25 protein-coding genes and 1 pseudogene are annotated in these 23,730 nt (G+C 66.6%); 9 read left to right on the plus strand and 17 right to left on the minus strand.

Annotated elements, in window-relative coordinates:
• Positions 1-39 precede the first annotated feature (39 nt).
• The 3 genes from ACFW6D_RS03240 to ACFW6D_RS03250 all read right to left on the minus strand — a co-directional run bounded on the left by ACFW6D_RS03240 (position 40) and on the right by ACFW6D_RS03250 (position 3,241).
• Positions 40-903 carry a thioesterase domain-containing protein gene (locus ACFW6D_RS03240; RefSeq protein ID WP_379324286.1) on the minus strand — a complete coding sequence of 288 codons (864 nt, stop codon included), beginning with the start codon at positions 901-903 and terminating at the stop codon, positions 40-42.
• A gap of 305 nt (positions 904-1,208) precedes the next feature.
• Entirely contained in the window at positions 1,209-1,652 is a 444-nt protein-coding gene (locus tag ACFW6D_RS03245; RefSeq protein WP_379324288.1) for a hypothetical protein, read from the minus strand.
• Positions 1,653-1,897: 245 nt separating this feature from the next.
• Entirely contained in the window at positions 1,898-3,241 is a 1,344-nt protein-coding gene (locus tag ACFW6D_RS03250) for a TIGR03118 family protein (protein ID WP_379324290.1), read from the minus strand.
• Positions 3,242-3,359: 118 nt separating this feature from the next.
• Between ACFW6D_RS03250 and ACFW6D_RS03255 the strand changes: the two genes are divergently transcribed.
• Together ACFW6D_RS03255 and ACFW6D_RS03260 are read left to right on the plus strand one after the other, a co-directional pair.
• The gene (locus tag ACFW6D_RS03255; protein WP_379324292.1) at positions 3,360-3,857 is read left to right on the plus strand and encodes a peroxynitrite isomerase; all 498 of its coding nucleotides are present in this window, start codon (positions 3,360-3,362) and stop codon (positions 3,855-3,857) included.
• 262 nt (positions 3,858-4,119) lie between these two features.
• A complete protein-coding gene (locus ACFW6D_RS03260; RefSeq protein WP_379324294.1) occupies positions 4,120-4,317 on the plus strand; it encodes a hypothetical protein in 198 nt (65 codons plus the stop codon).
• On the opposite strand, the gene ACFW6D_RS03265 is transcribed toward ACFW6D_RS03260, so the two are convergent.
• From ACFW6D_RS03265 to dxr, 5 genes are all read right to left on the minus strand, one after another.
• Entirely contained in the window at positions 4,311-6,101 is a 1,791-nt protein-coding gene (locus ACFW6D_RS03265; protein WP_379324296.1) for a penicillin-binding transpeptidase domain-containing protein, read from the minus strand. The two genes, ACFW6D_RS03260 and ACFW6D_RS03265, sit on opposite strands and share 7 nt — an antisense overlap.
• 56 nt (positions 6,102-6,157) lie before the next feature.
• Positions 6,158-7,012, minus strand: coding sequence for a GNAT family N-acetyltransferase (locus ACFW6D_RS03270; protein ID WP_379325017.1), 855 nt, complete (start codon positions 7,010-7,012; stop codon positions 6,158-6,160).
• A gap of 163 nt (positions 7,013-7,175) precedes the next feature.
• Positions 7,176-8,330 (minus strand): flavodoxin-dependent (E)-4-hydroxy-3-methylbut-2-enyl-diphosphate synthase, encoded by a 1,155-nt coding sequence (gene ispG, locus ACFW6D_RS03275; protein WP_379234846.1) that lies wholly within the window; start codon positions 8,328-8,330, stop codon positions 7,176-7,178.
• 223 nt (positions 8,331-8,553) lie between these two features.
• A complete protein-coding gene (locus ACFW6D_RS03280) occupies positions 8,554-9,750 on the minus strand; it encodes a M50 family metallopeptidase (protein ID WP_379324298.1) in 1,197 nt (398 codons plus the stop codon).
• 39 nt (positions 9,751-9,789) lie between these two features.
• On the minus strand, positions 9,790-10,971 hold the full coding sequence (gene dxr, locus ACFW6D_RS03285) for a 1-deoxy-D-xylulose-5-phosphate reductoisomerase (RefSeq protein ID WP_379324300.1): 1,182 nt from the start codon (positions 10,969-10,971) through the stop codon (positions 9,790-9,792).
• A gap of 95 nt (positions 10,972-11,066) precedes the next feature.
• Here dxr and ACFW6D_RS03290 point away from each other — a divergent pair, with 95 nt between their 5' ends.
• On the plus strand, positions 11,067-11,336 hold the full coding sequence (locus ACFW6D_RS03290; RefSeq protein WP_379324302.1) for a DUF2631 domain-containing protein: 270 nt from the start codon (positions 11,067-11,069) through the stop codon (positions 11,334-11,336).
• A 55-nt stretch (positions 11,337-11,391) separates the two neighbouring features.
• Here the strand turns inward: ACFW6D_RS03290 and ACFW6D_RS03295 are convergent, their stop codons facing one another.
• From ACFW6D_RS03295 to ACFW6D_RS03310, 4 genes are all read right to left on the minus strand, one after another.
• The gene (locus ACFW6D_RS03295; protein WP_379324304.1) at positions 11,392-12,354 is read right to left on the minus strand and encodes a LysR family transcriptional regulator; all 963 of its coding nucleotides are present in this window, start codon (positions 12,352-12,354) and stop codon (positions 11,392-11,394) included.
• Positions 12,355-12,389: 35 nt separating this feature from the next.
• Complete coding sequence (locus tag ACFW6D_RS03300) at positions 12,390-13,520, minus strand: serine/threonine-protein kinase (protein ID WP_379324306.1); 1,131 nt, start codon at positions 13,518-13,520, stop codon at positions 12,390-12,392.
• Positions 13,521-13,612: 92 nt separating this feature from the next.
• Positions 13,613-15,214 (minus strand): serine/threonine-protein kinase, encoded by a 1,602-nt coding sequence (locus ACFW6D_RS03305; RefSeq protein ID WP_379324308.1) that lies wholly within the window; start codon positions 15,212-15,214, stop codon positions 13,613-13,615.
• Positions 15,215-15,343: 129 nt separating this feature from the next.
• On the minus strand, positions 15,344-15,766 hold the full coding sequence (locus tag ACFW6D_RS03310; RefSeq protein ID WP_379324310.1) for an uL11 family ribosomal protein: 423 nt from the start codon (positions 15,764-15,766) through the stop codon (positions 15,344-15,346).
• A 105-nt stretch (positions 15,767-15,871) separates the two neighbouring features.
• Between ACFW6D_RS03310 and ACFW6D_RS03315 the strand changes: the two genes are divergently transcribed.
• Positions 15,872-16,675, plus strand: a complete 804-nt coding sequence (locus ACFW6D_RS03315) for a transglutaminase family protein (protein WP_379324312.1) — start codon at positions 15,872-15,874, stop codon at positions 16,673-16,675.
• 8 nt (positions 16,676-16,683) lie between these two features.
• Here ACFW6D_RS03315 and ACFW6D_RS03320 read toward each other — a convergent pair.
• Positions 16,684-17,253 (minus strand): annotated as a pseudogene (locus ACFW6D_RS03320) (radical SAM protein); the annotation flags it as partial.
• A 101-nt stretch (positions 17,254-17,354) separates the two neighbouring features.
• Here ACFW6D_RS03320 and ACFW6D_RS03325 point away from each other — a divergent pair.
• The 4 genes from ACFW6D_RS03325 to ACFW6D_RS03340 all read left to right on the plus strand — a co-directional run bounded on the left by ACFW6D_RS03325 (position 17,355) and on the right by ACFW6D_RS03340 (position 19,632).
• Positions 17,355-17,681, plus strand: a complete 327-nt coding sequence (locus ACFW6D_RS03325) for a hypothetical protein (protein WP_379324313.1) — start codon at positions 17,355-17,357, stop codon at positions 17,679-17,681.
• Positions 17,682-17,685: 4 nt separating this feature from the next.
• Positions 17,686-18,336: a nucleotidyl transferase AbiEii/AbiGii toxin family protein gene (locus tag ACFW6D_RS03330; RefSeq protein ID WP_379324314.1), complete on the plus strand. Its 651-nt coding sequence runs from the start codon at positions 17,686-17,688 to the stop codon at positions 18,334-18,336.
• Complete coding sequence (locus tag ACFW6D_RS03335; protein WP_379324315.1) at positions 18,333-18,860, plus strand: hypothetical protein; 528 nt, start codon at positions 18,333-18,335, stop codon at positions 18,858-18,860. The genes ACFW6D_RS03330 and ACFW6D_RS03335 overlap by 4 nt, the downstream gene beginning before the upstream one ends.
• Positions 18,861-19,233: 373 nt before the next feature.
• Positions 19,234-19,632: a hypothetical protein gene (locus ACFW6D_RS03340; protein WP_379324316.1), complete on the plus strand. Its 399-nt coding sequence runs from the start codon at positions 19,234-19,236 to the stop codon at positions 19,630-19,632.
• Between the two features lie 337 nt (positions 19,633-19,969).
• Here ACFW6D_RS03340 and ACFW6D_RS03345 read toward each other — a convergent pair whose 3' ends face one another.
• The 3 genes from ACFW6D_RS03345 to rlmN all read right to left on the minus strand — a co-directional run bounded on the left by ACFW6D_RS03345 (position 19,970) and on the right by rlmN (position 22,296).
• Positions 19,970-20,110 (minus strand): hypothetical protein, encoded by a 141-nt coding sequence (locus tag ACFW6D_RS03345; RefSeq protein WP_379324317.1) that lies wholly within the window; start codon positions 20,108-20,110, stop codon positions 19,970-19,972.
• A 120-nt stretch (positions 20,111-20,230) separates the two neighbouring features.
• The gene (locus ACFW6D_RS03350; RefSeq protein ID WP_379324318.1) at positions 20,231-20,953 is read right to left on the minus strand and encodes a hypothetical protein; all 723 of its coding nucleotides are present in this window, start codon (positions 20,951-20,953) and stop codon (positions 20,231-20,233) included.
• 233 nt (positions 20,954-21,186) lie between these two features.
• Positions 21,187-22,296, minus strand: coding sequence for a 23S rRNA (adenine(2503)-C(2))-methyltransferase RlmN (gene rlmN / locus ACFW6D_RS03355; RefSeq protein WP_379324319.1), 1,110 nt, complete (start codon positions 22,294-22,296; stop codon positions 21,187-21,189).
• Between the two features lie 101 nt (positions 22,297-22,397).
• Between rlmN and ACFW6D_RS03360 the strand changes: the two genes are divergently transcribed.
• Positions 22,398-22,766: a lipopolysaccharide assembly LapA domain-containing protein gene (locus tag ACFW6D_RS03360; RefSeq protein ID WP_379324320.1), complete on the plus strand. Its 369-nt coding sequence runs from the start codon at positions 22,398-22,400 to the stop codon at positions 22,764-22,766.
• On the opposite strand, the gene ACFW6D_RS03365 is transcribed toward ACFW6D_RS03360, so the two are convergent.
• Complete coding sequence (locus ACFW6D_RS03365) at positions 22,763-23,692, minus strand: phosphatidate cytidylyltransferase (protein WP_379324321.1); 930 nt, start codon at positions 23,690-23,692, stop codon at positions 22,763-22,765. The two genes, ACFW6D_RS03360 and ACFW6D_RS03365, sit on opposite strands and share 4 nt — an antisense overlap.
• Positions 23,693-23,730: the final 38 nt, after the last annotated feature.

Here is a 23,730-nt window from a genome sequence, read left to right on the forward strand (position 1 = left end):
CATCGTGGTCGATGGGTGGTGTGGCGCCGGGGAACTCGGTCAGCATGTCGCGGGCGGGGTGGTGAGGATTCGGGCGATCTCGGGGAGGAGATCAGGGTTGGTGAGTTCGTCGGGGGTCGCGTCGAGGACGAAGCCGGTGACGGGGCCCTCGACGTACGGGCGCCAGTTGCGGACTGTGGCACCGGGGTCGGGGCGATCGGTGCCGTCGGGGTCGCGGCCTGCGATGCACACGGCGAGTTCGCCGGGGAGCCAGGCGGGGCGGTAGCCGGGCACCATGTGTGCGGCGGCGGCGCTCAGATCGGCGAGGCGGTCGAGATCGCCACCGGTGAGGTCGATCGCGAGCGCGGCGCTGACAGCAGTGGCCGTTACAGGCGCCTCGCAATCCGTTGTGCCGAGGTCGGCGCCCAGCAGTCGGGCGAATCCGTCGACGGACAGCGGCGTGGGTTCGGGGGCGGCGGGATCGGTGGCGAGGAGGACGATGCGGACGTGTTCGCCTGCCTCCCGGAGTTGCACGGCGATCTCGTGGGCGATGAAGCCGCCTGCGGACCAGCCGAGTAGCTGGTACGGGCCGTGCGGGGCGATGCGGCGGATCTCGGTGAGGTAGCGGGTGGCGTATTCGCGGATCGTGCGCGGTTCGGTACTCGCCTGCAGGCCGTAGATCGGGATATGGGGATCGAGGTGGCTGACGAGGGCCGCGTAGTTCCAGGCCAGGACCGCTTCGCCGGCCAGGCAGAACAGGGGCTCGCCGTCGACATAGGTGCTGCGCGGGCGGATCGGCAGCACGATGTCGGATGCCGTGGATTCGGCGCGCTCGTCGTCGGACTCGACCGGACAGACATCGGGCCGGTCTGGCGTCCACCCGCACGTGGACGGCGGGTCGGCCAGGTCATCGCGAGTGCGCACAACAAATGATACGTCGTACGAAACTCCCAGCAGCCCAACACTTTCGGCGGCATCAGCCGCCGACCGACCTCGCATCCGAATCTCCTTCGCCGACCCGACAACAGGTGTTGCAGTCCACTGTCGCGCAGGTCAGCCGTGGCCCCAACCAACCCCGGGGCCCGGACACGCCCACCCAGGTGGCGAGAAAACCACCCAAGGGTTTCGAGCGGCACCCGCACCGTGGGCGATCCGAGTCCACACACGGTTCGCACACCATGTGAGGTCGTGGATTCCGTCGGTGCTGGCCGCAAAGGTGCGTGTGGCCGTCAATAGGTGTGCGCAGGGAGGCTGCGTACACCTGACCACAGGTCGTCGATCAGGCGTTCGTAGGTGTCGGCGAGGTCGTCGAGGCGGATCCACTCGTCGTAGAAGACCGATTCGGGGGCGCCTGCCAGGGCGACGAAGGTTTGGGAGCAGTGCTGGGCGAGGCGGTCGACCAGGCCGCCGAGGGTTTCACAGTGTTCGTCGGCCGCGTCGGGCGGCACGGGGGCGGCGAGGATGACCCAGCGGTCGATCGCGCGCATCAACTGGGCGCGACGGCGGTCGATCCGCTCGGACTCGCTCAGCGGCGTTCGCTCGCGCAACTGGTGTAGCACCGCCAACTCGCCCGCGGCGTCGAGGATGGGGTGGTCATCGTGCGGCAAACCGCGGAAGGCCGCAAGGAGAACGTCGCGGCCGGGCAGCATCGCCTCTCGTGCCGAATGCCGCATGTCACCGCTCCCCCGCCGAGCCGCCGACGTCAACGCGCGAAACCTGCATCTGGCACACCTCCGGCTCGGGCACGACACCCCGGTGGAGGTGTCATCGCGTGCGGACGGAACGGCCCCGAACCCGCGCGGATCGCGCCCACCCGGCAACCATTCCGCCACCACTGTCCCTCACAATGCCCTCAGCGGAAGCGGTTTCTCCCCGGACATTCGAATTGTCCGGTACGCCTACCTTGTCCGCCTCCTACTTACTGCACGCGCAGGCTGCCGAAGAGGCCGTCTTTTTCGTCCTCCGGACCTGCCGTGAAGTACAGGGCGTTCGTGTCGCCAAGGCTTTCGCCGTTGCCGAACATCAAGGCCCACAGACCCTCGATCTCGACCGGCTTCGACTCACCGTCGCGCAGGTAGTCGACGAAGGTGCCGGTGGTGTCGTCGTAGGCGAGGACGCGGCCGAGGCCACCGAAGTTGCCGATCAGCAGCTTGCCCGAGAGCGCGCCGAAGTTCGACGGCGCGATCGCCACACCCCATGGCGCGTTGAGCCTGCCGCCGTCGTCGATGATGCGCACCAGTTTGCCCGCGGCGTCGAACTCGGCGACCTTGCCCTTGTCCGGCTTGCCGTCGGAGGCCTTGTCCTGGTCGGCGTCGAGGGAGACTTCTTCGCCCTTGTCGAAGGCCTTCTGGTCCTTCTCGTCGGGGGCGGTGACGGCGTAGGACACGAACACTCGGCTGCCGAGCGTGGTGATGTTGAACGGTGCCGGGTCGCCGGGCTTTGCCTTCTTGCCCTTCTCCGGCGAGGACGCGTCGATCACCTCGCCGGTAGCGAACGGGTTGGCGAAACCGGTGGTGGCGACCGGCTGCCAGTTCTTGTCGAAGGTGCGAACCTGCGGGTCGGTGCCGAAATCGGCGGCGAGGAGCTTGTCGCCCGCGGGGGCCAACGCGATGCCGAAGAAGGCCATGCCCTGCGCGGAACCGTCGAACACCTGGTTCGCGCCGCCGTCGCGGCGCACGATCGCGCCGTCGGGGGCCTGCTCGGTCCAGGCCGAGATCTTGCCCGAATCGGTGGCGAAGATGAAGCGCGCGGAACCGCCGAGCGGGATCGGCATGCCGTCCACATCGACCCACTGGTCGCGCACCACGAACAGGTCCGAGGTGATCGGCGCCGGGTTGAACACGACGCCGGTGGCCTTGCCGATGCTCTTGTCGGAGGTGTCGGCATCGGCGCCGGGAATGCCGACGAGCTTGAGCTGGTCCTGAGTCAGCTTCTGCAGCTTGGGGTCCGACGACTCCTGCACATCACCGAGGAACTGGAACGACTTGCCGCCCGCGCCGACCCAGAAGTGCCCGCCCGCCCCCTTCGGCCGATCGGCCAAGCCCCAGGCGTTGACCATGCCGGGCAGCGTGAACTGGGCGTGATAGGAGTCCTTGTCGGCGGCCAGGTTGGTCTGGCTGTAACGGTTGCCGTCCAGCGCGGCTACCTCGGTCGAGGGCTCGGTGTTCGAGCACGCTGCGGCGAGCAACACTGCCGCACCGAGTACCGCACCGCGCACCAGCCCGGACCGCACCCCGCGGGCACCCCTCACATGTCCGTTCACGTTCTGTAGTCCTTTCGACCTTCCGCCGCACGGCGTTCAGGCGAGGCTGACCTTATCGTGGCTGCTGCGGTGGTGTGCCGTGACCGGCACTCCGAACCACGGGTCTAAGCTGTCGGCCGTGGTCGAACCCTCCCCCGACATCGCCCCGCATCCCGACATCGCCGCTCTGGCACCGCTACTCGGTACCTGGCGCGGACGGGGGCACGGCGAATATCCGACCATCGAATCCTTCGACTACGTCGAGGAGGTCACCTTCGGGCACCTCGGTCGGCCGTTCCTCACCTACAAGCAGCGGACCAAGGCCGGCTCCGACGGTCGGCCGCTGCACGCGGAGACCGGTTACCTGCGCAGCCCGGCGCCCGGCCGGGTCGAACTGATTCTCGCCCACCCGACCGGAATCACCGAGATCTGCGAAGGCACGATCACCGAAACGGTCGACGGAATTCGGCTGGAATTCAACTCGACGAATATCGGTCTGAGCGAATCGGCAAAGCCGGTTACCGCGGTCGGCCGCTCGTTCCATGTGACCGGCGACGTGATCGACTACACGCTGCGGATGGCCGCCGTCGGCGAATCTTTGCAGCATCATCTCGCCGCAACTCTGCAACGCGGCTGAGTCACGTGTAATTCGGCAATTTACCCGAACATCACCTCTGATCAGCACATTTACGCGAGCAAAACCGGTAGTTCACCTTTTCATCACGGTGCGGTAGCGGTTGTGTTCGAACACGCCCGCACATAGGGCAACAATTGTGTGTCGCTTACTGCCGTCGCCTGTTGCCGTAGTAACTGCCGTTCTACGGTTATGCATCAGCTAATCCTCGGCCAATCGTTAGACCCCGCCAACACGTCGAAACCCTGAATGAGGGAGACGAAATATGAGGCGTTCCACTCTGATCTTGACCACTGCGGGGATGATTCTCGGCGGCGCCGCCGCCATCGACATCCTCGACGGCGCGGCCATGGGCGCCGCACCCGAGCCGGTAGTCAGCTACAACGTGCTGCACGACACGGCGTCCTCCCACACCGAGAGCACCTCGCTCGCGGTGGTGCGCGGTCTGCTGGCGACTCAGTAGCCTGCGGGTAAGGCGGCGAACATATCCCGGGTGGTGGCGACCGCGTTGTCGGAGCTGCCACCCTTCACCAGCAAGGTCGCGAACGCGATATCCCCGCGATAGCCGACGAACCACGAGTGCGATCCACCGTCGACCTCGGCTTCCCCGGTCTTGCCGTAGACCTCGCCCTGATCCCTGATGCGTTCGGCCGTGCCGCCGGTGACCACCATGCGCATCATCGACCGCAGCCCCTCGACCACCTCCGGCGCGATCGCGGGCCGCTCGCCGGTGATCTCGGTGGGCCTGCCCGCGATCAGATACGGCACCGGCGCGGCACCGTGGGCGACCGTCGCGGCCATCACCGCCATCCCGAACGGGCTCACCACCACACGTCCCTGTCCGATGCCGTCTTCAGCGCGCTGAACGAGGCCCTCGGCTTTCGGCACCGAGCCGGACATTGTCGGTAGACCTTCGACCTTGTAGTCCTGGCCGATGCCGAGGCGCGCTGCGGCTTGGGTGAGCGCGTCGGGTTCGAGTTTGCTGGCCAGCCTCGCGAAAGTGGTGTTGCACGAGCGTTCGTAGGCGGTGGCCATCGGCACCTCACCGACGGAGAACATGTTGTAGTTGGGGATGGTGCGTTCGCCGATGATGGTGCTGCTCGGACAGGCGAGCACGGTGTCGGGCGTGGCCAGCCCGGACGCCATCGCCGCCGAGGCCGTGACCGTTTTGAAGATCGAGCCCGGCGGGTACTGACCGCTGGTGGCCACCGGGCCGTCGCGGTCGGCGAACTTGTTCTGGGCCACCGCGAGAATCGCACCGGTCGACGGGCGGATCACCACCATCATCGCCTGCTCGGTGCGCAGGTCGACGGCGTGCTGGGCGGAGTTCTGGACGAATCGGTCGATGCTCAGCGCGAACGACGGCGCGGGTTCGGCCGCTTCCTCGTGCAGCACCGCGAGATCGGCGCCGTCGGCATTGCGGGTGACTACGCTCCAGCCCGCCTTGCCGTCGACCTCGGCGATCACCGTCTTACGCACCTGGGTGAGCAGATCGGGCGCGAACTTGCGATCGGTGGGCACCATGTCCCACTCCTGGGTCAGGGTCACACCGGGCAGGCCGATCAGTTCGCCGCCGATGGTTTCGGCCTCGTACTCGTTGAGCAGGATCACGGTGTGCGCGCCCTCGGTTTTGCGGGCGGCGGTGAGGATCGACTGCGGGGTGTAGGCGACGGGGTCGATGCGGCTCAGCGCGCCGGCGAGCGCACCCGCCACGCGGTTCGGGTCGGGGGCGTCTGCCACGGTGAACTTCACGCGCGAGACCTTGCCGGGAACCAGCACGTCGCTGCCCGCCGACTCGTTCACCCTGGCGCGTGGGGCCGGGCGGGTGCGTAGTTCCATGCTCTGGGTGTCGCCGAGTTCGGGGTGGATGTCGGCGGAGTTCCAGCGGACCAGCCAGCGTCCGTCGCTGCGGCCCATCTGCAATTCGCCGGAGTAGGTCCACTGGCGGCCCTTGGGCAGGGTCCACTCGTAGGTGTAGTCGACGGTCGCGGTGTCACCGTTCACGCGCGCGTCGCCCGTGCGGATCGACAACTTCTCCGCCTGTAACGCCTCCCACGTCGAAGTCAGTGCCGCCGTTGCCTTCTCGGGCGCGGTGGTGAGCGCTGCCGCCGCGGCGAGGTCGTGGTCGGCGAACGCCGTGGCGAAGGCGTCGGCGGCGGGCACCGGGCCTTGGGCACCGGAAGAACAGGCGGTCGCCGCGACGGCGAGGGCGGCCACCGCGCACGTGGTGAGCATCCGTGTCCTCATCGGCACCGATGGTAGCGGCGAACAGCCCGCTGACCTCGGCGCCACGCGCCAAAGTTTCAGTCCACCAGGACAGTTGCGAAGGTGGCGATCTGGCGGAATCCGACTCGGCTGTAGGCGCGGCGGGCGATGCTGTTGTAGTCGTTGACGTAGAGGCTCGCCGTACGGCCTGTTGCCACAACAGCATTGGCGACCGACGCGGTGCCCGCGGTGCCGACGCCCGCGCCTCGATGCTCCGGATGTACCCAGACGCCCTGGATCTGGCCGGTGCGTCGCGACAGCGCCCCGATCTCGGCTTTGAAGATCACCTCGCCGTCTTCGAAACGTGCCCAGGCCCTGCCGGATTCGATGAGACTCTTGATCCGGCGCCGGTAGCCGCGGCCGCCGTCGCCGGTGCGCGGGTCGATGCCGACCTCTTCGATGAACATGGCGATCGCGGCGCTCAGGTACCGGTCGATCTCGTCGGGCCGGACCCGGCGCACTCCCCCGTCGGCGCGCGCGGCGGCCGGTTGGGCGAGTGCGAGCAGGGGTTGGTCGGCACGTAACTCCCTGGCCGGACCCCAGGCTGGGAGCAGCATCTCCCACAGCGGGAGGGCGAGTTCCTGCCTGCCCACCACCGAGGAACATACCCGTGGCCAGCGGCCTGCCCGGTCGGCGAACGCGCGTAATGCCTGCTGGTCACCGCGTAACGGCACCAGGTTCGCGCCGGAGAAACACAGGGAGTCGGCCGGTCCGCCACGGCTCCACAGCTCACCGACACCGGTACGCGTATCGAGCCCGAATTCCTGCACGCGGGCGGCGATCATGCACGAGGCGACCGGGTCGGCGTCGAGGACGCGCAGCACTTCACCGAGATCTCGCACGGCCACCGGACGCGCGGGAGCGGTCTTCGACCGTCGCGTCGGCTCCAGCAGACTCCGCACGGCACCAGCCTGCCACGAAAGCACGCCGAGCGGTACGGGTCCGCCGAATCCGACGCCTGACCGTGAGTGGGGGTCGGTTCAGCTGACTGCGTTGATTGTCAGCTTCGCGAGGGTCTACGTGGTTACGCTGCGCTGCCGCCTCCGGCCCGCCGTCTCAGCTGACGGTGACGACCGGCTCGCCGCCGGGCTGCTCGCCCATTTCCTCGGCGATGCGCATGGCCTCTTCGATCAGGGTCTCGACGATCATGTGCTCGGGCACGGTCTTGATGACCTCGCCCTTGACGAAGATCTGGCCCTTGCCGTTGCCGGAGGCGACACCGAGGTCAGCCTCGCGGGCCTCGCCGGGTCCGTTCACGACACAGCCCATGACGGCGACGCGCAGCGGCACTTCCAGACCGTCCAGACCTGCGGCGACGGCGTCGGCGAGGGTGTACACGTCCACCTGGGCGCGGCCACACGACGGGCAGGACACGATCTCTAGCTTGCGCGGGCGCAGGTTCAGCGACTGCAGGATCTGCCCGCCGACCTTGATCTCCTCGGCGGGCGGGGCAGACAGCGAGACGCGGATCGTGTCGCCGATGCCTTCGCTGAGCAGTGCGCCGAAGGCCACCGCGGACTTGATCGTGCCCTGGAACGCCGGGCCCGCCTCGGTGACGCCGAGGTGCAGCGGGTAGTCGCTCTGCGCGGCGAGCTGGCGGTAGGCCTCGACCATGATCACCGGGTCGTTGTGCTTGACCGAGATCTTGATGTCGCCGAAGCCGTGCTCTTCGAACAGGCTCGCCTCCCACAGCGCGGACTCCACCAGCGCCTCGGGAGTGGCCTTGCCGTACTTCTCCAGCATTCGCTTGTCCAGCGATCCGGCATTCACGCCGATGCGAATCGGGATGCCTGCGGCACCGGCGGCCTTGGCGACCTCGCCGACGCGGCCGTCGAATTCCTTGATGTTGCCCGGGTTCACGCGCACCGCGGCGCAGCCCGCGTCGATCGCGGCGAAGATGTAGCGCGGCTGGAAGTGGATGTCGGCGATCACCGGGATCTGTGACTTCTTCGCGATCGTGGCGAGCGCGTCGGCGTCTTCCTGACGCGGACAGGCCACCCGCACGATGTCGCAGCCCGAGGCGGTGAGCTCGGCGATCTGCTGCAGGGTGGCGTTGATGTCGTGGGTCTTGGTGGTGGTCATCGACTGCACCGAGATGGGCGAATCGCTACCGACGCCGACATTGCCGACCATGAGCTGGCGGGTCTTGCGCCGGGGTGCGAGAACAGCAGCGGGGGCGGCGGGCATCCCCAATCCGATGGTGCTGGTCACGGTCGGCTGCCTTCTTTCGTACGGTTCGCGGAATGACCGGGCTTGTTGTTGCCGAGCTTAGTCGCGCAAGGTGACCGGGCGCCCTGTGAGGGGCACGACAGTGGATACCGTGCAGTTTTCGGCCGCCCCGGATCCGAGGGGCGAGACGGAACGCCGCAGGCGCAGTATCGCCCCTCGGATTCGGGGTTACGAGGCCGAAAACCCGCGGCGCCAGCCGCCGAGATTACCGCAGGGTGATCGGATTGACGATGTCGGCGGCCAAGGTGAGCAGCATGAACGCACCACCGATCACTACCGCCACATACGTCAGCGGCAGGAGCTTGAGGTAGTCGACCGGGCCGGCAGGGGTCTTGCCGAGCCAGCCGCGGATCATGTTGCGGGCCTTCTCGTAGAGCACGACGGCGATGTGACCGCCGTCCAGTGGCAGCAACGGCAGCAGGTTGAACGCGCCGAGGAAGAAGTTCAGGCTGGCCAGGATCAGGATGAACATGCCCCACAGGCCACGCTCGGCGGTCTCGCCACCGAGGCGGCTGGCACCGTAGACGCTGACCGGGGTCTCCGGGTCGCGCTCGCCGCCGGTGACGGCCTCCCACAGCGCCGAGACCTTCTGCGGCATCTTGGCCAGGGACTTCACTGTTTCGATGAAGAAGTCGCCGGTGAACGAGATGGTGGCCGGGATCGCGGCGATCGGGCCGTACTGCTGCGGCTCGGCGTAGTCGGGGCCGACACCGACCGCGCTCACCTCACGGCTCGGACCTTCCTTGGGCGAGCGCACGACCCGCTCCGGGGTGACCGGGACCGTGAGCGTCTGACCGTCACGGTCGATCGTGTAGGTGAAGGTGCCGGTCTGCTTCTGGGTTTCGGCCTGGAACTGCGCCCAGGTGGTCACCTCGACGCCGTTCACGGCCTTCACCACGTCACCGCGCTGCAAACCGGCGCGCTGGGCGGGCCCTTCGCCGGTGCAGGGGGCGAGGGTCTTCTCCGGGGTCTCCTGCGCGACACAGCCCATGGTGCCCATGGCGGTGGCAGGCGGCTGCTCGAGCTGCGGCAGACCCCAGCCGATCGCCAGCACGACCAGCAGGATGAACCCGAGCGCGAAGTTCATGCCGATGCCGCCGAACATCACGACCAGGCGCTTCCAGGTCGACTGCCGGTACATCGCCCGGTCGACTTCCTCGGGCTCGAGCTCGTCGAGCGCCGTCATGCCCGCGATATCGCAGAAACCACCGAGCGGCAGCGCCTTGAGCCCGTACTCGGTCTCACCGCGACGGACCGAGAACACCTTTGGCCCGAAGCCGATGAAGTAGCGGCGCACCTTCATGCCGGTGGCCTGCGCGGCCCACATGTGCCCGCACTCGTGCAGCGCGATCGAGATCGTGATACCAAGAGCGAACAGAGCGAACCCAAGCGCGAAAACCATGTTCTCCCTGCCGTGTTTGTTGGCGGCCGAACGAGCGAGTCAGGACGCGATGATCTTCGCGGCATACTCCCGTGCCCAGCGGTCGGCCGCTAGGACGTCGTCCAGGGTATCGGGTTCGGCGTGCCACCGGTCGGCGGCCTCTACCGCACGGGTGACGGTGCGCACAATCGTGGGGAAAGTGATCTTGCCGTCGAGGAAGGCCTGGACGGCGACCTCGTTGGCGGCGTTGTAGACCGCGGTGACGCTGCCGCCCGCTTCGCCTGCCTGCCGGGCCAGGCGGACGGCGGGGAAGACCTCGTCGTCGACCGGTTCGAAGGTCCAGGTGGCGGCGGTGCCGAAGTCGCAGGCGGCGGCCGCGCCGGGGATGCGGTCGGGCCAGCCCAGAGCCAGGGCGATAGGGAGTTTCATGTCCGGGGGGCTGGCCTGGGCGAGGGTCGAGCCGTCGGTGAAGGTGACCATCGAGTGGACGATCGACTGCGGGTGGACGGTGACGTCGATGCGGTCGTAGGGCACACCGAAGAGCAGGTGGGTTTCGATCAGTTCCAGGCCCTTGTTGACCAGCGAGGCCGAGTTCAGGGTGTTCATCGGGCCCATCGACCAGGTCGGGTGGGTTTTGGCCTCGGCGGGGTTCACGGATTCGAGCATCTCGGTGGTCCAGCCGCGGAACGGGCCGCCCGAGGCGGTGAGCACGAGGCGGTCCACCTCGTCGGCGCGACCACCGCGCAGGCACTGGGCCAGCGCGGAGTGCTCGGAGTCGACGGGCACGATCTGACCGGGTGCGGCTGCCCTCGTCACCAGCGAACCGCCCGCCACCAGCGATTCCTTGTTCGCCAGCGCCAGTCGGGTACCTGCCTGCAGGGTGGCCAGCGTGGGTTCGAGGCCGAGCGAACCGACCAGCGCATTGAGAACGACATCGGCTTCGGTGCGCCGGACCAACTCGGTGGCCGCGTCCGGCCCGCCGAGTTCGAGATCGAGCGCCTGCGCGGCGGCGGGATCGGCGACGGCGACATTGCGGGTGCCGGTGGCGGCCATCTGCGCGGCGAGCAGGGCGGGATTGCCGCCGCGCGCCGCCAGGCCGACCACCTCGAAACGGTCGGGATTGGCGGCGATCACCTCGAGCGCCTGGGTACCGATCGAACCGGTACTGCCCAGAAGCAGCACCTTCACCCGATCGGTGGACGGGGAACTGTCGTGCGCGGCACGCGTTGCGGGGTGGGACACGGGCCCATTGTGGCAGGGCTGCTGGCTACGACGGACGGTCGTATGCCACGATATGCTCACTCGCCCAACCAGAACTCGAGCCCTTAGGAGCGATCGTGGCAGCCACGGACCTCGATAAAGCCAGCACCGAGCGTGCCGTCGCCACCAGCGTCGACCCCGCCGAGGTGCCCTCGGCAGCATGGGGCTGGAGCGGTGAGTCGCGCAAGACCTTCCGCATCGCGGGATGGTTCGTCGTCGTGGCTCTGCTCGGCATGACAATCGGCAACCACCAGGGCCACGTCGAGGACCTGTTCCTTGTCGGCCTTGCCGGTCTGCTGGCTCTCATCCTGATCGTCGACTCGCTCACCCGGCGGATGCCGAAGTAGCTTTTCGAACGTCAACGCCTGCGGCAATTACTTGTGCCGCAGGCGTTTTCGTGTGTCAGCGGCCGCGTCGGGCGGGTTTGCGGCCGCGCGCGACCGGCTTCTTCGGCGCAGGCTTCTTCGCCGCGGGCTTCTTCGCCGCCGGTTTACGCGCGGGCGCCGCGGTGCGCTGTTCCGGTTCCGCCACACCGCCGCGTGAGCTGTTGGCCGAGCGTCCGCGCACGATACCGACGAACTCCTCGAGCAGATCGGTGTCGGTTCCGGCAGGCCAGGCCAGGGCGATCTCGGTGAACTCGGTGTCGCTGATCGGGCGGTAGACCAGGTCGCGGCGGTGGTGCAGGCGAGCGATCGACTGCGGCATGATCGCGGCGCCACCGACGGCGGCGACCATGGCGAGGGTGTCGACGGCCTGATCGAGATCGGCGGTGTCCTGGATCGTTTCGTCGGCCAGATCCGCGGGGGTGATCGAGTCGAGCAGCGACAGCGCGTCGTCCTTCTGGACGACCGCGACCGGCGTCTCCTGCCACAGCGGGATCGCGTTCGTCGCGGTCCGGTCGATGGGCAGCCGCACGAAACACAGGTCGACCCGGCCCTCGCGCAGCACCGACTCCTGCTCACCCTGCGCCACGCCGACGACCTCGAGCGGATGGTCCGGCAGTCGATCGCCCCAGATCCGCGCCCACTTCGACACCGTCACCCCGGGCACGAAACCCACCCGCAGGCTCGCGGGCGCGTCGGGCTTCTGCTCACGCTCGGCCTGGTCCTGCGCGCGGATCAGGTCCCTGGCACGCACGAGCAGGGCGGTGCCGTCGTCGGTGAGCTGGGTGGGCGAGGCGCCGGGGACGAACACACGGGTGCCGAGTTCTTCCTCCAACTCGATCACGGTGGCGCTCAGTGCTTGCCGCGGGATCCGCAGGGCCTTGGCGGCGCGCGCGAAGTGCAGCTCCTCGGCGACGGCGACGAAACGACGCAACCGGTCGAGGTCGATGGTGTCGGCGGCGGTGACGTCGAAGTCGCTCATTCTGACCAGAATATGGCACTCGCCGATCGGGTCGATCAGAGGTTGGCCAGCAGCGCGATCATTCCGGCGATCACGACCACCACGATCAGGAACACCGCGTAGGTGCCCAACGCCGACCCCCAGCCGCCGCGTTGCGGAGGCGGAACGGGAGCGGGTTGCTGCCAGTACTGCGGCTGCGGCGCGTACTGCGGCTGCGGCATCCGCGGCGGCATCGGCACCGGGTTGTACGCCGGGATGGGCGTTGCCGCCGAACTCACCGGACGCATCGGCGACATGCCGACGTACGGCTGGGCGTGCGCGCCGGAGGTGGGCCTGGCGAGCGGGCGGGCACCCGTGGTTCCGGTGCGCACGGCCCGCTGGGCGGCTTCGACGAACTCCTCACACGAGGTGAACCGGTCGGCGGGTCGCTTGGCGAGCGCACGGGCCATCACGGCGTCGAGCACCGGCGGCAGACCGGCGCGGCGCGGACTCACCGGCGGCGGAGGCGATTGCAGATGGCCGGTGATCACCGCGGCCGGGCTGGTCGATTCGTAGGGTGCGTGGCCGGTCAGCAGCGTGAACAGCGTGCAGGCCAGGGAGTACTGGTCGGCGCGGTGATCCAGCGCGGCGCCGGTGAGCTGCTCGGGCGCGGCGTAGGCGAGAGTCGCGGTGAACGAACCGGTTTCGGTCAGGTGGCCCGAGTCGTCGCGCAGGCGGGCGATGCCGAAGTCGGTGAGATACACCCGCTCCTGGCTGCTGGAACGCGCCAGCAGGATGTTGGCGGGCTTGACGTCACGGTGCAGCACACCCGCGCGGTGCGCGTAGTCGAGTGCGGCGGCGGTCTCACCGATGATCTGCAGCGCCCGGTCCGGCGGCAGGCTGTGTGGATCCAGCGAGGAGGCATCGATCCCGTCGATGTACTGCATGCTGATCCACAGCTGATCGCCCTCGATCCCGCGATCGAAAACGGTCACGATATTGGGGTGATCGAGCTGGGCGACCAGATCGGCTTCCCGCTCGAACCTGGCGCGGATCTCCTTGTCGGAGAACAACTCCCGATTCAGCAGTTTCAGCGCGGTCCACCGGGGCAGGCGTGGATGCCGGGCCAGATACACCGACCCCATCCCACCCTGACCCAACTGCCGGTCGATCGTGTAGCCGGCGAACACCGTCCCGTCAGAAACCATCTCTCTGACCCCCGAATCTCGCTCGTCGTCCGACGGGTGGACCCTACCAAAGCGCCGGTCGCGGCGTCGCGCGCATCGGCGAGGGGGTGAACTCAGCCCAGCGGAAAGCTCGCCACATCAGCGATCAGAATCGGCATGTTCGCCTCCACCGTGAAGCCGGGGTGTGGACTGCTGCCGGAACCGCGATAGAACAACAGCACCCAGCGGGCCCTGGCCGGTTCGGCGAACGTCGAGATGATCGCCGAACCGTTGTACCGGCCATCGGCGGACTGTTCCCTGCGGTCGTCGGTGCGAGTACCGCTCGTCGCCTGGCCGTGGTCCTTCGTTTCCCGACGGAACCGGGCGACAACCGCGGCGGCGGCCTCAGCCGTCGGATAGGTGTAGAACACGTAGTGGGTATCGACCATTTTCTCGTCGGAGCAGCTACGACTCGCCTCGTAGCCGTCGAACGTCTTCGTCCACGGATCGCCGTAGCCGAGCGGTTTCACCGTGGCCGAGCAGTTTCGGCCCCCGAAGCCGCGCCCGTAGCTGTAGCCGGCGGGCGTCATCTGCGGGAAGGCCTCGTGCAGGGCGTCCAAGTCCTTGTATCCCCGTGATCGCTGCAGAAAGTCGGCCAGCGCGGATTGCTCGTCCTGCCACACCCAGTACCCGAGCCCGAGAACCAGTGCCAGCACGACAAGCAGGACGATCGGCGCTCGGCTGCCTCGCCGCACCGGCATCGGGCGACCTCGGTACGGCGATGCGGGGGCGGCGTACACGGGCGGCGCATAACCCGAAGACGGTTGGGGCACAGCATGGTGTGGCAGGTAGTGATTCGGTTGCGGGAACTGCGGCATCGACTGCCCGGCGAACACAGTGGGCTGCGCACCGGTTCCGCTCAGCGCCCGTCGCGCGGCGGCAGCGAACTCCGCACAGGAGTCGAAGCGGTCGGCGGCGCGTTTGGCCATGGCCCGGGCGAGGACAGCGTCGAGGGCCGCGGGGAGATCCGGCCTGCGGGCGCGCAGTGACGGTGGCGGCGACTGGAGGTGTCCCTGGATGACCTGCACGGGGTTCGTCGCCTGGAACGGGGCCACGCCGGCCAACAGCGAGAACAGGGTGCAGGCCAGGGCGTACTGATCGACGCGATGGTCCAGGTGGGCGCCGGTGAGTTGTTCGGGGGCGGCGTAGGCGAGGGTCGCGGTGAACGAGCCCGTCTGGGTGAGGTGGTGGACGTCGTCTCGGGGGCGGGCGATGCCGAAGTCGGTCAGCAGGACTCGTTCTTTGCCGTCGGTGTCGGCGAGCAGGATGTTGGCCGGCTTCACGTCGCGGTGCAGGACACCGTTGCGGTGGGCGTGGTCCAGGGCTGCCGCGGTGGCCTCGATGATGTTCAGGGTGCGGTCGGCGGGGACGGGGTGTTCGATGGTGGCCGCGTCGACGCCGTCGACGAACTGCATGCTGATCCAGAGGCGCCCGTCGTCGACGCCGCGGTCGTACACCGTGACGATATTCGGGTGCTCGAGTTGCGCGGCGAGGTCGGCCTCCCGTTCGAACCTCGCCCGAATCTCGTTGTCGGCGAACAGCTCCGGGTTCAGCAGCTTGAGCGCGGTCTGCCGTGGGAGGCGCGGATGGCGGGCCAGATACACCGATCCCATCCCGCCGCGTCCGAGCTGACGCTCGATCGCGTACCCGGCGAAGACATCACCCGTCGTCAGCATGGTCCCCCGTTGTCCGGTCGAATCGGTCCCCGGCCGACTGCGAATGCCGACCCCGACAAACCTAACGCCTACAGACGACGGCAGCGCGAATGGCCCGACACCGTGCCCCCTGAGTTCGCCACGCCGCGGTCAGATCTCGACCCGCACGCCCATCGACCGCGCGGTGCCCGCCACGATGCGCATCGCCGCCTCCACATCGGTGGTGTTCAGGTCGGGCAGTTTTCGAATTGCGATGCGGCGCAATTGCTCCCGGCTGATCGACCCGACCGGTTTGTGGCCGGGTTGTGGCGAGCCGGGCTGACCGACGGCCCTGCGGATCAGCGACGCGGTGGGTGGGGTTTTGAGCCTCATCGTCCAGCGTTTGCGGGCGTCGATCGTGATGACGGCGGGGATGATCTCGCCGCGATTGTCCGCGGTGGCGGCGTCGTAGCGCCGTTTGACTTCGAACGGTGGGACACCGGTGGGGCCGAGCATCTTGCCGAGGATCATCAGCGAGGCATTGCCCGCTTCGAGCTCGAGAGTGACTGTGACAGAGGCTGTTTCGCGCGCCATAGTCAACGATCTCGAACGCGGGCGTCGATCCGGTCCCGCGACGATAACGTCTGAGCCGCAGCCATTCGGTTCGCGCGGGCAACGTTCGCCTGTCACTGTAGTCGCGTGAAACGTGACGTTTCCGCCCACTTGGAGGTCGCGGTCCATGCCGATGCGGTGCTGCAGTGTCAGATCGCGGTGGCCCGCACGCCCGGACAGGACCTGTCCGAGTCCCTGACCTGCTCGCTGGACGGGCAGTTCCTCACCCCTCGCGAGATCATCGGGTCGCACGGGTCCAGGATCCACGTCCTCGACGTGCGCGCGGGCACCCTGCGGATCGACTATCAGGCGACCGTGCGCGGCATCGCCTTCATCGAACCGCACTCCGACTACGACCTCGCGCTGTATCGACGGCCAAGCCGCTACGCGGAGTCGGACAAGCTGCTCGGCTTCGCGGCGGCCGAATTCGGTTACGGCATAGCCGATCCCGAGGTAGCCAACCGTGTCGCGGCGTGGATCGGCCGACGGATCACCTATGTCCCCGGCAGCAGCACGCCCATCGACGGCGCGGTGGAAACCCTGCTCTCGGGCACCGGCGTCTGCCGTGACTTCTCCCACCTGATGGTCGCGCTCCTACGCGCGGTCGGCGTACCCGCCCGGGTCGCAGCGGTGTACGCGCCGGGCTGCGTGCCGATGGACTTCCACGCCGTCTGCGAGGCCTACATCGACGGCAGATGGCGAGCCTACGACCCGACCGGCCTGGCACCACGCTCGAGCCTCGTCCGCATCGCCACCGGCCGCGACGCCTCCGACATCGCCTTCCTCGACAACCACGGCGGCGACATCACCCTCAACGTCATGTCCGTCAACGCCTTCGTCGAAGGCCCACTCCCCTACGACGATTTCGTCACGCCGACCAGCATCGTCTGAGAGTCGAGCTAGCCCTCTGCGGCGAGCTGACCGCAGGCGGCGGCGATCTCCTGGCCGCGGGTGTCACGCGCCGTGCACGACACGCCCTGGGCGATCACGCGGCGCACGAACTCCTTCTCGACCGGCTTCGGGCTGGCGTCCCACTCGCTGCCCGGAGTCGGGTTCAACGGGATCAGGTTCACGTGTACGAGTGGGCCGAGGGCCTTGTGCAGCTTCTTGCCGAGCATGTCCGCGCGCCACGGCTGGTCGTTGATGTCGCGGATGAGCGCGTACTCGATCGAGACGCGGCGCCCGGACTTGTCGGCGTAATACCGTGCGGCGTCGAGTACTTTGGCGATGGACCAGCGATTGTTCACCGGGACCAGGGTGTCGCGCAGTTCGTCGTCGGGGGTGTGCAGCGAGACCGCCAGGCGCACCGACATATTCTCGTCGGCCAGCTTGCGGATCGCGGGTGCGAGGCCGACGGTCGAGACCGTCACCGAGCGCTGCGAGATGCCGAGACCGTCGGGCGCGGGCGAGGTGATCCGGCGCACCGCGTTCACCACGCGCTTGTAGTTCGCGAGGGGCTCGCCCATGCCCCTCGTTTTACAAACGCTCTGACCAGCCGCATCCCTGCTCAACAGCCTTCGCGCACGGTAGGCTTATGCGAACGGCCGACTGACAAGACGAGGAGCAGGCAATGCCAGACAGGAAGTACAGCAAGCCTGTCGTGATCCCGGAGAATCTGCGGTTCCTCAAGGGCCCTACCAGCGGGATCGTGCACCTTCCCAGTCATCTCGATTGGTCGGGTAACGCCGACTACGACCTGGACCGGCCAGGTCGAATCGTCGATCTCTACCGCGCGGTTATCAACGAGGCCATGAGTCCGAGCGATCTTCATACCTACCTCAATCAAGCGGTGCTCAAACAACTTTGGTCATACATCTGGCTGCCTGCGGCAACCAGGTGCGCCTGGGAAGTCAGCTTCCCTGAACTTGCTGAACTCAGCCGCCTGGCGTCGGCGTAGACGCGTGGAACCACGCCACCGTCGACTCACGGAAATTGCACTGTCCGTCGCGGGTGATCACGGATTCGCGTTGGCCGGCGGCTACGCGATCCGAGCCCATGGCATGGGCAACCGGCCGAGCGGCGACGTCGACCTCTTCACCGATTGGCATCGCAGAGCCGACTTCCCCGGCGCTGTCAAAGCCGTAGTCGCCGCTCTCGAAGAACATGGATATGTCGTGACTACCGCGATGACCGGCGAAACCTTCGCCCGCCTGCTGGTTCATTCCGCGAAAGAACCCAACCTAGAACCCGACAAACTTGAGATGTCGGCCGACTGGCGAGCCCACCCTCCGGTCCTGCTCGACGTCGGGCCAGTCCTTCACCCCGATGACGCCGTAGCCAACAAAATGTGTGCACTGTTCGGGCGAGCTCTACCCCGCGACTTCCTCGACATCGACGCCGCGATCACCAGCGGCCGATACAACCACAACCGACTGCTCGACTTAGCCAAGAACGCCGACAGTGGTTTCGATGACCACCTCTTCGCAGACGCACTTGGCGCACTCACCCAGATTACCGACGACGCCTTCGCTGAGTACGACGTGCCATCAGAATTCACCACTGCCATGCGCCGCCGATTCGCAATCTGGCGACAGGATCTTCAAAATCCATGAGTTCATCAGGCGACGCACTTCGATCAACCGTGGAGTCCCGTGACAGGAAACGCATCCAAGCTGGCTACCCGACGCACGAGGATGTCTACAGACACCTCTACAGCGCAGTGTTGGCACTGTATCGGGACGATCGAGAACTCATCGACTCCAATGTCCACGAGCAAACTCTCGGCTCCCGAATTGGTCTACGCCTCGCCAATTCAGTCGAACGGCCGGGTAGCAGGCTGCGCGTAGATCCAGAGTACAACCGCAAGGGCACAAGACCGAAGATGATCTGCGGTAACGGCTTGGTCGGCGAGAGACCAGACCTAGTGATCCATGTCCGCGGCACCAATGAGTCGAATCTGCTGGCAGTGGAAATCAAGAAATCCGCTAAAGATATACAGGATGACCTACAGAAATTGCGTCGGCTGCAATCCGACCCATTCAACTACCACGACACCGTGCTACTGATCCTCGGCGATGCACCTCGGTGGCAATGGATTAGAAGCGATCCGGGACTCACCGAGATCCTATTCGAGTAGACGCTATTACAGTTGGGGTAAGTTCAGGATCCGAAACCGAGGTGACAGCAATGCATCTCGGCCTCCCATGACCGCGACGCTATCCGGCATCCAGCGGAAACGAAACGGCGGCATTTCCTATTCCTCGGTCAAGGACGGTATCCAAGAGGCTGTCGTCCTCAACGAGGTCGACCAGCTCTGCCCCTGACCGAAACGGCCAAGTGCACAACGTCGCAGCACGGTCATCTGGGGCTGACATAAAGCTCTCAATACTGCAAGCGGTGCCCGGAGGAAGAGAGTGCTGACGGCAATCGGTGCCTAGACCGCAAGGCATCCGCCGCTACAATCCAAGAAGAATAGGCTCGAACCAGCAACCAGTCGGAGGTCGCCAACTTTGTGGCTCGATGCGGATGGTCGCAACCTTGCGATCGGAGACCCAGTTACGCTGGTTGGGGCGATTGCAGGTCGCGCCCATTTAGGGCGCGGTAAGCACGGCGCCGTGGCAGGTTTCGGGCGAAAGTATGTTCAGGTAGTCATCGATAGCGGTGCTCACTATATGGCCGGCGAACAAGTTAGGGTCGAACCTGCCGACCTTCTCTACGGCCACAGTGGGTACCAGAACCATTCCGACAAAATTCGAGTCATCGAGGATGACCTCGCAGGCGATCGTATTGACGAGCTCCTTCAACTCGGTTGCAACTGCGGCGTAATCACCGCAGATCAGGCGGAGCAGCTGGTACAGCTATGGAAGGAGACCCGCTTCCCGCCCAAACCCAATGCCGAGTCGGCCTAGCCTCGATCCTTCTCGGGGCTGAAGTGCTGGCCTGAGCGGCTTCGGATTGGTATTTCGATCGTAGTTTCCCGGCCATAGGCCGCAGTGCATGCCAAGGCCGACAAGCCGGCGTTCCTGCGTCGGCTGAGGCAATCGGCGCGATCTGTCGGTGCTGCCCGCTGAGTGGTGTCAGTTTCTACCGGCCTTGCAACGGCCGGTCAGCTCCCTCGCGCCGCAACCACGTGATCAGACGGGCGAACAATACGGAGAACAACTCGACCATCACCGAATTAGACGCCGAGACCACCACCGGCGACACGATACCCGTTGCTGCTCAACAACTTACGGGTCATCCCTTTTAGGCGAGAGCCTCGATAGTCATCTTGGCGAGATGCTCCGTCTTGGTCGCATTCTTGAACAGGCTTACGGTGTATCCGCCGTATTCGGCCTCGCCCTTCTCCGTCATCGTATGCAGAGCATTCACCGTCAGTTCCGGCACTTGCGCGAGGATGAGACTCCCGATGCCCGCGTACCCGAATATCCCGACCAAGTCGCGCTGGCGCAGCCCTTCATCGAGTAGCGACGCACTACGACGACTCGTCTGCGTTGGCAGACCTGGCTATGTATCGACGAACAGCGTCTTCTCAAGTCGCGCTACCGAATCCATGTGCGTCCGCATGGCGGGGTCCAATACCCAGCACTGCGGGGTATACCGCTCAAACCCCAGAGATTCCCAAGTCCGTCGTACCTTCGCCAGCTCTTCCTCGAAGCGCGGATGCTCGGTCAGGCCAGTCTGATCGTCCCGCTCCTTCAACAGCTCGATCGGGAAAGGATGAGTGGCCACCACACCGGCAGATTCAGCGAAGAGCCGAAGAATGCGACTGATAAGTAGGCGACCCACTCCGCCACGACCCCGCCAGGTCTCCGCCATGTAGACCCGGTCGATCAGGACGGCTGCGGAGTTCACGCCTTCGATGATCTCATCTAGGTCAGGATGGAAGCGATTGTCGCCGCCGAACAGAAGTGCGAAATGCGAGTAGTCCTGCGACAGGCCGTCAAGAAGGTCAACGATGCCGCTCTCGACGATGTACGGATCAACCAGCAGACCGTGCATCCTCAGCACCGTCCATCGCTTCTCTGGTTCGCCACGTTCGTCAGTGTGAACTACAGAGAGGCCAAGCGGTGCGTCGTCGGCTGGGATGTCATCGACGGAACTGACTGTGTACGTGGCAGTCCCAGTCCACTGCATCAGCCCCGGATCGTTGTAATGGCCGACCACGGGTGCGGAGATGTTGACGTTCACATCGAAGGACGCCCAATCGATCTGACGTTGTGGTGTCATGGCGCAATCCTATTGATCTGCAACCAAATTGGCACGTGTAGATGCGGGAAGACGATCCCGAAGGGACGTCGCCGATGCAGGCCTCATCGTCCAGCCTCGTCCAGATACGCCAAATCGCGGAGCGTCGACAGCTATAGGTGCTTGTGCTACGTCTCAGTGGCCTGGTCAAGCAAACCGGCCGTTCGCGAGAGCCACTCACAGCGGGCTCCAAGCCAATGAGGGTCCGGCTGTCCCTAGCCCTCGGCCGCGAGTTGACCGCAAGCTGCCGCGATTTCCTGGCCGCGAGTGTCACGCACCGTGCACGACACACCCTGGGCGATCACGCGGCGCACGAACTCCTTCTCGACCGGCTTCGGGCTGGCATCCCACTCGCTGCCCGGGGTCGGGTTCAACGGGATCAGGTTCACGTGTACGAGTGGGCCGAGGGCCTTGTGCAGCTTCTTGCCGAGCATGTCCGCGCGCCACGGCTGGTCGTTGATGTCGCGGATGAGCGCGTACTCGATCGACACGCGTCGACCGGACTTGTCGGCGTAATAGCGTGCGGCGTCGAGTACTTCGGCGATGGACCAGCGGTTGTTCACCGGGACCAGGGTGTCGCGCAGTTCGTCGTCGGGGGTGTGCAGCGAGACCGCCAGGCGCACCGACATATTCTCGTCGGCCAGCTTGCGGATCGCGGGCGCGAGGCCGACGGTCGAGACCGTCACCGAGCGCTGCGAGATGCCGAGACCGTCGGGCGCGGGCGAGGTGATCCGGCGCACCGCGTTCACCACACGCTTGTAGTTCGCCAGGGGCTCACCCATCCCCATGAACACGATGTTGGACAGCCGACCGGGACCGCCGTGCACCTCACCGTCGCGCAGATCGGCCGCGGCCGCGCGGACCTGGTCGACGATCTCCGCGGTCGACAGGTTGCGGGTGAGCCCGGCCTGCCCGGTCGCGCAGAACGGACACGCCATACCGCAGCCGGCCTGGCTGGAGATGCACAGTGTGTTGCGGTCGGGGTAGCGCATGAGCACGCTTTCCAGCAGCGTGCCGTCGTGGGCCTTCCACAGCGTTTTGCGGGTGTCACCCTCGTCGCAGGCGATGTTGCGGACCACCGACAGCAGCGGCGGGAACAGGGTTTCCGCAACCTTGTCACGCACGTCGGCGGGCAGGTCGGTCATCAGCGCCGGATCGGCTTGCAGGCGGCCGTAGTACTGGCGGGCCAGCTGATCGGCCCGGAACTTCGGCAAACCCAGCTCCTGCACCGCGGCCTTGCGTTCGTCCGAATCGAGATCGGCGAGGTGGCGCGGCGGCATACCGCGGCGCGGGGCATCGAACACGAGGGGCAGGGAGGTGGCCATAGTTTCACCATTGTCCCAAACGCCACGTCGGGCCCGCCACGCCGGGCGACATTATCGAGAAGTTGCGTGCGCGAGCGATAGCAGTCGGCAATGATCGGACTATGAGCACACACGCGGAATCCGGTGCGTCACCGGCCGAACACGACCCGCCGACCACCGAACACACCGACAAGCACAGCAAGGCGGTCGAACCCGCGAAGACCGCACCGGTCACGCACGACGCCGTGCACGGATCGCGCACCGGCTACACCTGGATCGCCCTGATCGCCGCAGCCCTGCTCGGCATCGTCCTGCTGGTCTTCATCATCCAGAACCTCGACAAGGTCCGCACCGAGCTGCTGTTCTGGAGTTTCGAGCTGCCACTTGGCATCACCGTACTGCTGTCGGTGATCGCGGGCGCGCTGGTGATGGCGCTGGTCGGCGGGGTCCGGATCCTGCAGTTACGCCACGCGGCGAAGAAGTCGCTCTAGATCAGCGCGCTGAGGACCAGCCAGGACACGAACGCTGAGGGCAGCATGGAGTCGAGGCGGTCCATGATCCCGCCGTGCCCGGGCAGCAACGTGCCCATGTCCTTGATGCCGAGTTCGCGCTTGACCTGCGACTCGATCAGGTCACCGATGGTCGCCACGGCCACCAGGCCGACACCGAGCACCACACCGATCATCGAATTCGCCTCGAGCAGCAGCGTGACGGTCAGCAGACCGCCGATCACGCTGAACACCAGCGAACCGCAGAACCCCTCCCACGACTTCTTCGGGCTGATCGCGGGCACCATCGGATGCCTGCCGAACAGCACACCGGCGACATAGCCGCCGACATCGGAGCACACCACCAGGATCATGAAGGTGAGCACCCGCAGGTTGCCGTCGGGTTCGAGCAGCAGCAGCGTCGAGAACGCGGCCAGCAGCGGGATCCAGGTGAGGGTGAACAGCGCGATCGCGGTGTCACGCAGAAAGTTCTTCGGTGCGGTACCGAGGCCGTGGTCGAACAGGCGCCACACCATACACACCAGCGCGGTGGCGGCGAACGCGCCGAGCACCCCGCTCGCTCCCCACGGCCAGCCGAGCCAGAACACCGCCTGGCCGCCGACCAGCAGCGGAATCCGCGGCACCAGCACGTCGGCCTCGCGCAGCCGCTTGGTGACCTCCCAGGTCGCCACCCCGACGCCGAGCCCCGCGACCGCGATGAACACCTTCGGGACGAAGAGCAGGATCGCGATCAGCGACAAGCCGAGCGTCAGCCCGACCGCCAAGGCCGCGGGCAGGTTGCGCCCCGCCCGTGAGGTCGGAACAGGTGGCTCCTGCGGCGCGGCAGCAGTCTCCTCCACATCCGGCGTGGGATCCGGTGCCGCCCCGGTGGCGGCGGCGTCTTCGGCCACGATTGTCCCGTCGCTCAACTCGTCGTTCCGTTCATCCCCCGCACGAGCGGGACTGG

This window comes from Nocardia sp. NPDC058705, assembly GCF_042749305.1.
Taxonomy (GTDB): domain Bacteria; phylum Actinomycetota; class Actinomycetes; order Mycobacteriales; family Mycobacteriaceae; genus Nocardia.